Annotated in this window: 12 protein-coding genes; all 12 read right to left on the bottom strand. The window is 70.2% G+C overall.

Annotated features, from left to right (window positions below; genetic code table 11):
* Positions 1 to 40: 40 nt before the first annotated feature.
* Complete coding sequence (locus MARKY_RS01760; RefSeq protein ID WP_013703155.1) at positions 41 to 1,729, bottom strand: ABC transporter ATP-binding protein; 1,689 nt, start codon at positions 1,727 to 1,729, stop codon at positions 41 to 43.
* Complete coding sequence (locus MARKY_RS01755) at positions 1,720 to 2,895, bottom strand: glycosyltransferase family protein (RefSeq protein ID WP_013703154.1); 1,176 nt, start codon at positions 2,893 to 2,895, stop codon at positions 1,720 to 1,722. Before MARKY_RS01755 ends, MARKY_RS01760 begins: the two co-directional genes overlap by 10 nt.
* Before the next feature lie 32 nt (positions 2,896 to 2,927).
* On the bottom strand, positions 2,928 to 3,686 hold the full coding sequence (gene lpxA / locus MARKY_RS01750; protein ID WP_013703153.1) for an acyl-ACP--UDP-N-acetylglucosamine O-acyltransferase: 759 nt from the start codon (positions 3,684 to 3,686) through the stop codon (positions 2,928 to 2,930).
* Positions 3,683 to 4,111, bottom strand: a complete 429-nt coding sequence (fabZ, locus tag MARKY_RS01745; RefSeq protein WP_013703152.1) for a 3-hydroxyacyl-ACP dehydratase FabZ — start codon at positions 4,109 to 4,111, stop codon at positions 3,683 to 3,685. The genes lpxA and fabZ overlap by 4 nt, the downstream gene beginning before the upstream one ends.
* Complete coding sequence (locus MARKY_RS01740; RefSeq protein WP_013703151.1) at positions 4,108 to 5,049, bottom strand: Gfo/Idh/MocA family protein; 942 nt, start codon at positions 5,047 to 5,049, stop codon at positions 4,108 to 4,110. The genes fabZ and MARKY_RS01740 overlap by 4 nt, the downstream gene beginning before the upstream one ends.
* The gene (locus MARKY_RS01735) at positions 5,037 to 5,801 is read right to left on the bottom strand and encodes a UDP-3-O-acyl-N-acetylglucosamine deacetylase (protein WP_013703150.1); all 765 of its coding nucleotides are present in this window, start codon (positions 5,799 to 5,801) and stop codon (positions 5,037 to 5,039) included. Before MARKY_RS01735 ends, MARKY_RS01740 begins: the two co-directional genes overlap by 13 nt.
* On the bottom strand, positions 5,791 to 6,774 hold the full coding sequence (gene lpxD / locus MARKY_RS01730; protein ID WP_013703149.1) for a UDP-3-O-(3-hydroxymyristoyl)glucosamine N-acyltransferase: 984 nt from the start codon (positions 6,772 to 6,774) through the stop codon (positions 5,791 to 5,793). Before lpxD ends, MARKY_RS01735 begins: the two co-directional genes overlap by 11 nt.
* A gap of 2 nt (positions 6,775 to 6,776) precedes the next feature.
* Complete coding sequence (gene mreB / locus MARKY_RS01725; RefSeq protein WP_013703148.1) at positions 6,777 to 7,811, bottom strand: rod shape-determining protein; 1,035 nt, start codon at positions 7,809 to 7,811, stop codon at positions 6,777 to 6,779.
* 99 nt (positions 7,812 to 7,910) lie between these two features.
* Positions 7,911 to 9,632, bottom strand: coding sequence for a ribonuclease Y (gene rny, locus MARKY_RS01720; RefSeq protein WP_013703147.1), 1,722 nt, complete (start codon positions 9,630 to 9,632; stop codon positions 7,911 to 7,913).
* A gap of 14 nt (positions 9,633 to 9,646) precedes the next feature.
* Positions 9,647 to 10,696 carry a recombinase RecA gene (recA, locus tag MARKY_RS01715; RefSeq protein WP_013703146.1) on the bottom strand — a complete coding sequence of 350 codons (1,050 nt, stop codon included), beginning with the start codon at positions 10,694 to 10,696 and terminating at the stop codon, positions 9,647 to 9,649.
* The gene (gene thpR / locus MARKY_RS01710; protein ID WP_013703145.1) at positions 10,638 to 11,219 is read right to left on the bottom strand and encodes an RNA 2',3'-cyclic phosphodiesterase; all 582 of its coding nucleotides are present in this window, start codon (positions 11,217 to 11,219) and stop codon (positions 10,638 to 10,640) included. Before thpR ends, recA begins: the two co-directional genes overlap by 59 nt.
* Positions 11,216 to 12,415 (bottom strand): CinA family nicotinamide mononucleotide deamidase-related protein, encoded by a 1,200-nt coding sequence (locus tag MARKY_RS01705; protein ID WP_013703144.1) that lies wholly within the window; start codon positions 12,413 to 12,415, stop codon positions 11,216 to 11,218. The genes thpR and MARKY_RS01705 overlap by 4 nt, the downstream gene beginning before the upstream one ends.
* Positions 12,416 to 12,419 lie beyond the last annotated feature (4 nt).

Raw genomic sequence — 12,419 nt, 5'->3', positions numbered from 1 at the left:
TGCGCGCGAACGGAGAGCAAAGGGTATCGGGTACGACGTTCTACGCCAGTTGCTCGGTGAGGCGGGTGTACAACCCCCCCCGCGCCACGAGCTCCGCGTGGGTGCCCGTCTCCACCACGCGCCCCGCCTGCATCACCAGGATACGGTCCGCCTGCCGCACGGTGTGCAGCCGGTGAGCGACCACGAGGACCGTACGTCCCGCCCGGGCCGCCTCGAGCGCCGTGAGGACGCGGGCCTCGGAGATCGGGTCGAGCGCGCTGGTCACCTCGTCCAGCAAGAGCACGCGCGCGTCGCGCAGCAAGGCCGCGGCGATCGCGAGGCGCTGCTTCTGCCCCACGGAAAGCCCGCCCGTCTCCTCGTGCACCGGGGTTTCCAGTCCCGCGGAGAGCTCCTCCCAAAGCTGGACCGTCTCGAGCGCCTCCCGCATCGCCGCTGCACTCACCCCGGGCGCGAGGGCCTCGAGGTTCTCCCGCACCGTCCCCCCGAAGAACGCGGGTTCCTGCGGAACCCAGGCCACCACCCGGCGCACCAGCTCCAGGTCGTACGCCCAAAGCGGCCGCCCGTCCAAGCGCACCTCCCCCGCCGCGGGGCGGTACAGCCCCAGGATCAGGCGCAGCACGGTGCTCTTCCCCGCACCCGAAGGCCCCACGAGGGCGTTCAGCGTGCCGGGCTCGAGGGTGAATGTCACCCCCTCAAGGGCCGCGCGCCCCTCCGGGTAGGCGAAGCGCACTTCGCGAAACTCGATCCGCCCCTCGAGCCGCTCCGGCCGGTACCCTCCAGAGGGGGGCGTTTCGGGAAGGTGCAGGAGGTCCACGAGCCGCGCGGCGGCCCCCTCCGCCTGCGCGAAGAGCATCCCGGCGCGGGAGAGGGTCTGCATCGGGGAGACGGCCAGGCCCAGGTAGGTGAGGTAAGCGGTGAGGTCCCCGGTCGTCATGGCTCCCGCCTCGACCGCCCGGGCTCCCAGCCACAACAGCGCCAGCGCCACCACCGCCGTGGCCAGCTGGGATAGGGGCAGGTGCAAGGCCGCGGTGAGCGCCCGGGCAAGGCCCAACCGGTAGTAGGCGCGACTCTCCTGACGGAACCGCTCCCGCGCGAAGTCCGCGAGGTTCTGGGCGCGGATCAGCTCGAGGCGGCTGAACCCCTCGGCGAGCCGCCCAGCAACCCGCTCGGCCGCGGCCTGGGTGCGGCCGCTCGCCGCCGCGACCCGCCGCCCCACCCAGCCAAACAGCAGCCACAGGGGGGGCAGCAGCGCGACGAGGGCCAGGGTGAGCTTGGGGTACAGGACCAAGAGCGCCACAAGGAGCGCCAAAAGCAGCGCCCCCTGCACGAGCAGCGCTCCCAACCCGAAGAAGATGAAGCTCTCGAGTTCCCTGAGGTCGGCGAGGATCCGGCCGGCGAGCGCCGCGGGCGCGGCGGGGAGGCGGGCGAGGTCCGCCTGGAGGAGCCGGGCCTGGATCCGCTCCCGCAGCTCGCGCGGCACGCGCACCGAGAGGTACCCCATAAACGCTTCCTGCGCGTACCCGCCGAGCGCGACGAGGCCGAGGAGGCCGGCTGCGACCCCGAGCAACGCCCGCAACTGGTCGTAGCGCCCCTCGGCGAGCACCTCGTCCAACAGCGGCTTGACGAGCAAGGGCGGCAGCGCGGCTTGCGCCGCCGCGGGCAGCGCGGCGAGGAAGAGCGCCAGCAACAGCTCGCGCCAGTACGGCCTGAGCAGACGGATCAGGCGCACGACCCCTCCTCCAGGACGGCTGCGACCAACCGGTCCGCGCCCGGGGTGCGCTCCAAGCGCGCCAAGTGCGCCCGCACCTCCCGGGCGCGGTCCGCCTCGAGCAATGCGTCGGCCTCCTGGGCAAGCCGCTCTGGACCGAACACGCCCCGCAGCTCCGGATACACGCGCGTGTTCAACCACTGGTTGGGCAAGGCGAGGTACGGCACGCGGGCCTCCAGGGCCAGGACCGCACGGCGCTTGATCCAAGGCCCCACACCGGGCAGCGCCCCCACCCACTGCACGAGCCCCTCGAGCGGCAGCAGCTCCGGCTTATGCAACGGCAGGAGCACCAGGGCCGGCAACCCCGCGAGGGCCAGCTCGAGGGTGTTCGTCCCGGGGATCGTCCAGGCGAGCTGCGCGCGGCGCATCGCGCCGTAGCGTTGCGGCTCGTCCAGCACCCGCACCCTTAGCCCCCCCTCGGTGACGAGCGCGCCGTCCTCGAGGCGCGCCCCGACACCCCCCACCGCGCGAGTGTACCGTCCGGAGAGGGCTTCCTGCACGACCGCGTCGGGCAGCAGGCGGCTTTTGAGCCAGGCGAAGGTCAGGTCCGGCCGTCGCTCGGCCAGAAGCTCGGCCGCGCGCAGCATGAAGCCCAGAAGGTACCGGGCGGCGAAGGGCCGGCTGCCGGGAAGGAGCAGGACGTCCGCGCGCGCCCCCAGGTCCGGCGCTTCGGCGAGGGCGTCCACCACCAGGTTACCCACCACCCGCACGCGTGCGGGATCCGCCCCGCGCTCGAGGGCTTCCCGCCGCGAGCGCTCCGCGTCCACGAAGAATCCCTGAAGGCCCGGGTGCCAGTTCCGCCCGTGGAAGCTGTAGGCGTACGCCGGGTACCCGGTCGCCCGCGCGAGGAGGACCGCGTCCCGCGGCGCGCCGCCCAGCATCAAGACGATCCCCCGCTGCGCCGCCTTACGGCGCGCGAGGCGTGCGAGAAAGGCGGCGCGGTTTGAGAGCGCGTCCACCGGGTACTCCCGGGCCTTGAGGGCCTCGGTGCCGCTGGAGAACTGGTCGGTGAGGAGGAAGAGCTCGATGCGCGCCTGGGGGAGGCGCGCCCTAAGCCGCGAGAGGACGGGCGGCACCCAGGTGGAGAGCTCTCCAGGCCCATTGGTGATCAAGAGGACCTCGTCCACCCTGTCGCGTCACCCCCACCGCTTGGTGCCCCTCACCGCACAAACCCCGTGATGCCGCGCTTCGTGGGGGCCTCGAGGAAGGCCTTGAGGTGCGCGACCTCAGGCGTCAGGGGCACGCCGTTCAACCCTTTCCCGGCGCGCAGGGCGCGGAAGGCCTGCTCGAGGGCCCGGTAACGTTCGCCGTTCACGCCAGCGCGCCGAAGGCCTACGGTGTTGAGCCGGTAGTGGCGGGCGGGTTTGCCTTCCACGAGCATAAACGGCAGCACGTCCTGCGTGACCTTCACGAGCGCCCCGACCATCGCGAGCCGGCCCACACGCGCGAACTGGTGCACCCCGACCCCCCCGCCGAGCACCGCACGGTCCTCGATCACCACGTGACCCCCGAGGAGGACGCCGTTCGTGAGGATTACGTCGTCCCCCACCTGGCAGTCGTGCCCCACGTGGCTGTAAGCCATTAAGAAGCAGCGGGAGCCCACGCGGGTGGGCCGGTCCGGGCGCGTGGCGCGGTGGATCGTCACCCCCTCGCGGATCACGTTCTCGTCCCCGATCTCCACGCGGGTGGGGGCACCGTCGTAACTCAGGTCCTGCGGCTGGTCTCCGATCACCGCGTGCGCGTGGATGCGGTTCTTCGCCCCGATCCGGACCCCGGAGTGGATCACCACGTGCGGACCGATCACGGTCCCCGGCCCGATCTCCACCCCCTCCTCGATCACCGCGTATGGGCCCACTACCACGCCCTCGCCTAGGCGCGCGTCCGGCGCTACCACCGCGGTCGGGTGCACCCGGGTCATGCGCCCTCCCTGACCACGAAGCTGATCTCCGCCTGCGCGGCGAGCTCCTCGTTCACCGTGGCCCGCACCCGGACCTTACCCAAACCCCGCCGGTAGGTCAGGAGTTCCCCCTCCATCACCAGGGTGTCTCCCGGCACGACCTGGCGCTTGAAACGCACCCGGTCCACCCCCACCAGGAAAACCAAACCGCCCGGCTTGAACTCGGGCTGGTGCACCACCACGGCTACCGAAGCCTGGGCCATCGCCTCGAGGATCAGCACCCCGGGCATCACCGGGTAGTCCGGAAAGTGCCCCTGGAAGTGGGGCTCATTCATGGTCACGTTTTTGATGGCTTTAAAGCGCTTGTCGTCCGCCTCGAGCACCCGGTCCACCAGGAGGAACGGGTACCGGTGCGGGAGGATCTGCATAATCTCGGTAATATTCATGCCACCACCTCGTGCAGGCTTTGACGCAAAGCCAGGGCGATCTCCAGGGTCGTGAGGTCGTCCTCGAGGGTGCCGATGGGCTCCACGCCCCGTAGGATCCGGTCGATGAAGTGCTTGAGCTCGCGGCGCAGGGGGTTCTCGTTGTGGATCGAGGTACGCGCGACCTGGACCTCGGTCTTGCCGTTCTGCTCGCCGGCCGCGCGGTAGATGGAGACCTCGGTGTAGGGATCGTTGGTGAAGTCCATGCGGATCACCTCGTCCTCCTGGGTGATCGCGAGGGAACGTTCGGCCTGCGCCGAGAGCCGGCTCGCGGTCAAGACCGCCTTGGTGCCCGAGGGGAACTCGAGCACCGCGTGGGCGTACTCCTCCACCGCCCCCAGGTGGTGCCCCACCACCTGCCAACGCCGGGGCCGCTCGCGCAGTAGCAGGAGAAGCACGTCCAGGTCGTGGATCATCAGGTCCAGAATCACCCCGATATCCCGGATGCGGCGGTTGTTCCCCACGCGGCGGGCCTCGATCACGATGGGGTTCCGGAGGAGCCGGGGCATCTCCTCCACCGCGCGGTAAAACCGCATGATATGCCCCACCTGCAAGACCAGCCCCTTCCGCTCGGCCAGCGCCGCCAGGTGGCGGGCCTCTTCCAGTCGGGGAACCATCGGCTTTTCCACCAGAACGTGCACGCCAGCCTCGAGGAAGGTCTTGACGTGCTCGTAGTGCAACGAGGTGGGCGAGGCGACGCTGACCGCGTCCACCTTCCCGATCAGGGCGTACGGGTCGGCGTAGGCCGGGACCTCAAGGTCCCGCTCGAGCACCTGCCGCCTCAGGGGGTCCGGGTCGGCCACGCCGACGAGGCGGGCGCCTGGCAGTCCTGCGTAGATCTGCGCGTGGTAGGTGCCCATCACCCCGACGCCGACGACCCCAACGTTTAGCTCTGCCATACCGCCTCCAAGCGTCTTGCCAGTTCCACGTGCCACCGGTGCGCGCCCCGGTGGACTACAAAGCGTCCCAACGGAGGCCTACCGGCGAGGTAGAGATCCCCCAAAAAGTCTAACGCCTTATGCCGTACCGGCTCGTCTACCCCACGGGGAGGGTTTAACGGCGCACGCTCCCCGTACACGAGCACCGACCGGAGAGAGGCCCCTTGGATCAGCCCTTGGGCGCGCAGGGCCTCCGCCTCGTGCGCAAACCCGAAGGTGCGGGCGTCCGCGACCTCACGGAGCGCGCGGGGTGGGCTTTCGAAGCTCTGGTACCCGATCCGGGGGTGCTTGAAGAAGATGGAGACCGTTACGGAAAAGCCCTCCGCGGGCTCGGCCATGACCGTGCTGGATGCGTCCCCGACCCGGATGCGCTCCGGGACGCGCGCGGCCGGGAGCGGAGCAGGCGTCAGCCCCTCCAGCACCGCGAGCCACTCCGCCGCGCTGCCGTCCAGGATAGGGAGCTCGGGTCCCTCGACCTCGATCACCAGTCCCGTCCAGATCCCCCGCAGGAAGAGGGCCGCGAGGAGGTGCTCCACCGTCGCGAGCCGCACCCCCTCCCCACCCAGCACGGTCGCGCGCGTGGTCTCCACCACGCGCGAAGCCCGGGCCGGGATCTCTACCCGCCCCACCCGGAAACGCACCGGCCCCTCCTCCAGGTGAAACCGCACCCTCGCGGGTGCGCCGGTGTGCAACCCCACCCCCTCAACCGTCACGCTGTCCCTCCTTCAGCCGCTTGAGGAGTTCCTCGAGCCGGTCCAAAAGCGCCAAACGCCGCCAGTACTCGCGCAGAGGACGCGCGGGCACCCCGCCCCAGGTCTCGCCGGGCGGCACGTTCTTCGTCACACCGCCCTTCGCGCCCACGCGGGCCCCGGCCCCTACGGTCACGTGGTCCGCGACCCCCACCTGCCCGGCGAGGATCACCCCGTCCTCTAGCGTCACGCTGCCCCCCAAGCCGGTCTGGCTCACGATCACCACGCCCCGCCCGATGCGGGCGTTGTGCCCCACGTACACCGCGCCGCCGATCTTGGTGTGCGCCCCCACGCGCGCCTCCCCCACCACGCTCCGCTCGATCACCGCCTGAGGACCGACCTCGACGCCTTCCTCGAGCACCACCCGGCCGGTGTGCATAAGGCGCTGCCCGTCTTGGAAGCCGAACCCCGCCGCGCCGATCACCGCCCCGGCCATCACCCGGCACCGCGGCCCCACCACCGTGCCGCGGTGCAGCGTAACGCGCGGCTCGAGGACCGCGCCGGCCTCAACGCGGCAGTCCTCGCCCACGTAGGCGTAGGGGCCGACGACCGCGCCCGGACCGACCACCGCACCGCGGCGCACGCAGGCGAACGCGCCCACGCTCGCGGTGGGCGCGATCTCGGCGCCGGGTTCAACCCAGGCGGTGGGGTGCACCCCCTTCCCCCAGTCGTCCTCCCAGGCGAAGAGGTCCAATAGCCGGGGCCACACGGCCGCCACCGAAGCCACCCGGACCGCGCTCGTGCCTTCCGGCAGGACCGTAGCCTCGTCCACCACCACCGCGGCGCGGGCCTCGAGGGCCGGCGCGAGCCAGCGCGCCTCCCGGATCGCCACGAGATCCCCGGGCTGGGCCTGGTCGGGGGCAGCCAGGCGGGCCACCTCACGGTCCGGCCCTTCGAGGCGACCGGAGAGCGCCACCGCGATCTCAGCGAGCCGCATGGTTAGCGTTTGAGCACGTTATCCGAAGAGATCAGGGTGTCCTTCAGGACCGGGATCATCTCGAGGGCCCGGCCGGTACCCACCGCGACCGCGTCCAGGGCGTTCTCGGCCACCACGACCGGTACGCCGGTCGCTTCCTGCAAGAGGGCGTCCAGGTGCTTGAGGAGCGCCCCGCCCCCGGTGAGGAGGATGCCGCGGTCCACGATGTCCGAGACGAGCTCGGGGGGCGTGTTCTCGAGCACCCGGCGCACGCCGAGCACGATCTTCTCCAGCGGCTCGCTCAGGGCGTCCACCACGTCCTCGGTCCGGACCTCGACGGTCTTGGGCAGGCCCGTGATCAGGTCGCGCCCCCGCACTTCGGCGACCAGCCGGTCCTCGTCGGACATGATCTTGGCCGCTCCGATCCGGATCTTGATCTCCTCCGCGGTGCGTTCACCGATCAAGAGGTTGTGCGTGCGCCGCACGTAGCGGATGATCGCGTCGTCGAACTCGTTCCCCGCGATGCGCAGCGACTCGGACTGCACGATGCCGCCGAGGGACATGACCGCGATGTCCGTCGAGCCGCCCCCGATATCCACCACCATGCTGCCGGTGGGCTCAGCGATGTTGATGCCCGCGCCGATCGCGGCCGCAAGGGGCTCCTCGATCAAGAAGGCGCGCTTGGCGCCGGCCTCGACGATGGCCTGCACCACCGCGCGCCGCTCCACCTCGGTCACCCCCGAGGGCACGCCCACCATGACCTGCGGTTTGAACAGGCGCGCCGTGGGCGCCAGCACCTTCTTCAAAAACATGGTGAGCATCCGCTCGGTCAGGGTATAGTCCGCGATGACCCCGTCCCGCATTGGCCGCACCGCTACGATATTGCCGGGCGTGCGCCCCAGCATGCGGTACGCCTCCGCCCCCACCGCCTTTACCTCCTTGGTGTCCCGCACCATTGCGATCACCGAGGGCTCGCGCAGCACGATGCCCTTCCCCCGCACGTACACCAGGACGGAGGCGGTACCCAAGTCGATCCCGATATCCTCGCCCCTAAACATATCAACCCATTCTACTCACAAGCCGCGCGGGGAAGGCTGAAAGGAAGATGCGAAACGAAGAAGTCAGCGCGCAGAACTCACCGCCTCCCCCGCGCCCGGCTAACGCGCGTAATCCACGACCCGCGTCTCCCGCACCACCGTGACCTGCACCTGCCCCGGGTAGTCCATGTCCCGCTCGATGCGCTGCGCGATCTCGTGCGCGAGCAGGGTGGCCTTGGCGTCCGTGATCTTGTCGGGCTTGACGATCACGCGCACCTCCCGCCCGGCCTGCACCGCAAAGGCCTGCTCCACCCCCGGGAAGCTCGAGGCGATCGCCTCGAGTTGCTCCAGCCGCTTGATGTACTCCTCCAGCGACTCGCGCCGCGCCCCGGGCCGGGCCGCGCTGATCGCGTCCGCGGCGGCCACGAGCACGGCGTAGAGGGTCTTGGCGTTTTCCGGATCGTGGTGGTGCGCGATGGCGTCGATGACCTCGTCCGGCTCCCCGAAACGCTTGGCGAGGGCGATGCCGATCTCGACGTGCGTGCCTTCGATCTCGCGGTCCACGGACTTCCCGATATCGTGCAGTAGCCCGCACCGCCGCGCAAGGCCCGGATCCAGCCCCAGCTCGGCCGCGAGAATGCCCGTGAGGTGCGCCACCTGAATCGAGTGCTTGAGCACGTTCTGTCCGTAGGAGCTGCGGAAGTGCATCCGACCCAGAAGCTGCACCAGGCCGGGCTTGAGCCCCACCACGCCCGCCTCGAGGGCGGCCTCCTCACCGCGCTCGTAGATGAAGTGCTTCATCTCCTCCTTGGCCCGCTCCACCACCTCCTCGATGCGGCTGGGGTGGATGCGGCCGTCGGCCACGAGCTGCTCGAGGGCCATCCGGGCGATCTCGCGGCGCAGGGGGTTGAACGAGGAGAGGATGACCGCCTCAGGGGTATCGTCGATGATCAGATCCACGCCCGTCAGGGCCTCGAAGGTGCGGATGTTGCGTCCCTCCCGCCCGATGATCCGGCCCTTCATCGCGTCCGAGGGGATCGGGACCACGCTGACCGCGAGGGCCGCCGCGGTCTCTGAGGCTTGGCGCTGCACGGCCTGCGCGATCAGGTGTTGGGCCTGTTTCTTCGCCTCGAGCCGCGCGCGTTCCATCGCGGCCTTGACGCGAATGGCTTTTTCTTCCTCGAGCTCCTCGTCCAGCCGCTTCAAGAGGAGGGCCTTGGCCTCCTCGCGGGTCATGCCCGCGACCTCCTCGAGCTTGAGCTCCACCTCGCGAGCCCGAGCGGCGAGGGACTCCTCCACCGCGCGCAAACGGCGGGACTCGGCCTCGAGCTTCTCCTCGAGCTGGTCGAGGCGTTCAGCGCGCGCGTCGAGCTGCTCGCCCCGGCGGGCGAGGCGTTCGTCCTGGCGCTTGAGCTCGTCGCGCTCGCGGCGCAGCGCCTCCCACTCGCGCTCGAGGCGTTCGCGCTCGCGGGCGAGTTCGCGCTCGAGGCGGGCGCGTTCCTCGGTGAGTTGGGCTTTGACCTGGCGCTCAGCTTCGCGCCGCAACCGGTCCGCTTCCGCTTCGGCCTTCTGCCGGAGTTCCCGGGCTTCCTGGCGGGCTTGCTCGAGCTCGCGCCGGGCTGCTTCCAGCAGGCTCTTGCTTTCTTCCTTGGCCGTGCTCAGGACCCGCTCGGCCTCGCGGCGGGCGTCCTCCAGCAGGGCCTTGCCCTCCTGCTCGGCGGAACGGCGCATGCGCTCGATCTCGTCCAGGAAGGAGCGGTTATCAACCCCGCCTTTGCGCCACTGTGCATAGAATAAACCCAAGAGCAGGAGAAGCAACAGCCAGGGCAGTACCTCCATCATGGCTCCGCCCTCCTTTACTCCTGGACGGAGCCGACCTCAGCCGCCTCCCGGGGCACTTGCGGCGCGGCTGACCGAGCGGCCTCCAGCACGCGCGCGCGGATCTCCTCGGCCAGCTCGGGGTGCTCGCGCAGGAACTCGGCGGCCCGCTCTTTTCCTTGGCCCAGCCGGGTGTCTCCGTAGGAGAGCCACGAGCCAGCCTTCTGGATGACCTCCTGGGCCACCGCGACGGTCACGAGGTCGGCCATGGGGTCGATTCCCTTGCCGAAGTAGAGCTCGATCTCCGCCTCGCGGAAGGGCGGGGCGAGCTTGTTCTTGGTGACTTTGACGCGCACGCGGTTGCCGATTGCTTCGTTGCCTTGCTTGATGGGCTGCCCGCTACGGCGCACGTCGAGCCGTACGGAGGCGTAAAACTTCAGGGCGCGCCCGCCGGGGGTGGTCTCGGGATTGCCGTACATGACCCCCACCTTCTCCCGGATCTGGTTGATGAAGATCGCCGCGGTGTTGGACTTGGCGAGGACGGCGGTCAGTTTACGGAGCGCCTGGCTCATGAGCCGGGCCTGCAGCCCTACGTGCGCGTCTCCCATCTCCCCCTCGATCTCCGCGCGGGGCACGAGCGCGGCGACCGAGTCCACCACGATCACGTCCACCGCCCCCGAGCGCACCAAGAGCTCCACGATCTCGAGGGCCTGCTCTCCGGTGTCGGGCTGGCTGACGAGCAGGTCGTCGACGTTCACGCCGAGCGAGCGGGCGTAGACGGGGTCCAGGGCGTGCTCCGCGTCCACGAATGCCGCCACGCCCCCCCGCTTTTGGGCCTGGGCAATGATGTGCAGCGCGAGGGTGGTCTTCCCGCCGGACTCAGGGCCGTACACCTCGATGATCCGCCCGCGGGGAATGCCCCCTACGCCGAGGGCCAGGTCGAGGGCCAGGCTGCCCGTGGGGATCACGTCCACCTGCTGCCGCGGCGCCTCGCCCAGGCGCATGATCGAGCCCTTGCCGAACTGGCGTTCAATCTGCTTCAGGGCGCTTTCCAAGGCTTTCTTCCGCTCTTTGTCCAGGTTTTCCATTCTCTTCACGCTCCTTTAGCGCAAACCGTTCGAGCACCGTGTACACCGGCCCTTCCCGGCGGAGTTCTGAATGCACCAGGGCGAAATCCCGCACGGGAAACTCTAGGTTGAACACCACCGGCCCCACCCGGGGCGCGGGCCCCTTGCGGCGCGCGAGGGTGATGTGGGCCTTAAAGGGACGGTCTTCCTCGATCAGGTCGGAAAGGCGTGCCTTCAAGCCTTCCGCGAGCGGCTCGAACCCTTCGCCTTCCGCCTTGGCGAACCACACCCGGGGCTTGCCTTCGTTGGGGAAGTACCCCGTCCCGCGCACCACGGCGGTAAACGCGGGCACGGACCGCCCCAGGTCACGCCCAACGTGGACGAGCCGCTCCAGGGCCTTGGGGTGCACCTCGCCGAGAAAGAGCAGCGTTACGTGCATCTGTGCGGGAAGGACGGGTTTCCACCGACCCACCAGTCGTTTCTGCGCTTCGGCCAGGGCCTGTTGCACAGGCTTGGGTACGAACACCGCGTAGAACAGCCTCATGTCTGACTCCAAAAGTACGCGAGGGCCGCGTAGGCCGCCCGGAGCTTGATCGCTTCCCGGCCTACGGGCGGGAACCGGTACGCCCGCGCCGCGCTGCCATCGGGGCCGGCGACCCCTACGTACACCGTACCCACAGGGTGTCCCTCGAGGGGCTGCGGTCCCGCCACCCCCGTGGTGGCGATCCCGTGGGTGGCCCCGAACAACGCCCTTACGGCCCCAGCCATGGCCCGCGCGGCCTCGGCCGAAACCGTGCCGTGCGCTTCTAGCACCGCTTCCGGCACGCCAAAGCGTGCCTTAGCCCCTGCGGAATACGATACCACGCCGCCCAACACCACCCGGGATGCGCCGGGCACATCGGTGAGGAGCGAGGTGACGAGCCCCCCGGTGAGGGATTCCATGACGGCCAGGGTACCGCCCCGGGCCTCGAGCCTCCGGAGAAGGGTTTGGGCTAGGGTGGCGTCGTCCTCTCCCCAGATGTACGCCTCCAATCGGGCGCGTACCGACCGGGCCAGCGCGCGGGTGGCCGCGGGGTCGGTACCCTCAATCACCACGTGCACCCCGTCCGGGTGGGCGTAGGTGCCAAGGGCGGGATCCCCTCGACGCGCGAGGGGACCGAGACGTTGGACAAGCGTGGACTCGCCGAGCCCCCAGGTCTTGTAGACCTTCCGAACGCGCGGCGCGGGGGGCAGGCCCAGCTGCGGCAGCAGCTCAGCCCAGATCGGCCGCCACTCCGCGGGCGGCCCCGGCAAGGCCACGAGCTGCTTGGCCTCCCGGATGACCCACCAGCCAGGCGCGGTGCCGCGCGGGTTCTCCAGCCACCGGGCCGAGGGGATCCGCAGGGCCTGCTTCTGGTTTCCCTCCGGCATCGCCCGCCCGCGGGCCGCGAAGAAGGCCCGGATCCGCTCGAGCATCGCCGCGTCGAGCTCGAGGGGTTCCCCGAGGGCCTGGGCGATGGCTTCGCGGGTGAGATCGTCCGGGGTGGGGCCGAGACCACCGGAGAGCACCACGAGGTCCGCCCGCCGCCAGGCTTCCCGCACGGCCTCCGCGAGGGCTTGGAGGTCGTCCGCGACCCGCAGGGTACGGTCCACACGGACCGCGTAAGCTTCGAGGCTGCGCGCGATCTCGGCGGTGTTGGTGTCCAGCGTGTCCCCCCGAATCAACTCGCTCCCCACCCCGATGATTTCTGCTATCAACATAACA

Source organism: Marinithermus hydrothermalis DSM 14884, assembly GCF_000195335.1.
Lineage (GTDB): Bacteria > Deinococcota > Deinococci > Deinococcales > Marinithermaceae > Marinithermus > Marinithermus hydrothermalis.
The sequence above is the reverse complement of the archived record's forward strand: the minus strand, read 5'-3'. Positions and strand labels throughout refer to the sequence as shown.

Bases quoted from the DNA above. Each gene is read 5' to 3' on its own strand.
- lpxA (WP_013703153.1), bottom strand. From the start codon at position 3,686: ATGACCCGGGTGCACCCGACCGCGGTGGTAGCGCCGGACGCGCGCCTA.
- fabZ (WP_013703152.1), bottom strand. From the start codon at position 4,111: ATGAATATTACCGAGATTATGCAGATCCTCCCGCACCGGTACCCGTTC.
- MARKY_RS01740 (WP_013703151.1), bottom strand. From the start codon at position 5,049: ATGGCAGAGCTAAACGTTGGGGTCGTCGGCGTCGGGGTGATGGGCACC.
- lpxD (WP_013703149.1), bottom strand. From the start codon at position 6,774: ATGCGGCTCGCTGAGATCGCGGTGGCGCTCTCCGGTCGCCTCGAAGGG.
- mreB (WP_013703148.1), bottom strand. From the start codon at position 7,811: ATGTTTAGGGGCGAGGATATCGGGATCGACTTGGGTACCGCCTCCGTC.
- rny (WP_013703147.1), bottom strand. From the start codon at position 9,632: ATGATGGAGGTACTGCCCTGGCTGTTGCTTCTCCTGCTCTTGGGTTTA.
- recA (WP_013703146.1), bottom strand. From the start codon at position 10,696: ATGGAAAACCTGGACAAAGAGCGGAAGAAAGCCTTGGAAAGCGCCCTG.
- thpR (WP_013703145.1), bottom strand. From the start codon at position 11,219: ATGAGGCTGTTCTACGCGGTGTTCGTACCCAAGCCTGTGCAACAGGCC.
- MARKY_RS01705 (WP_013703144.1), bottom strand. From the start codon at position 12,415: ATGTTGATAGCAGAAATCATCGGGGTGGGGAGCGAGTTGATTCGGGGG.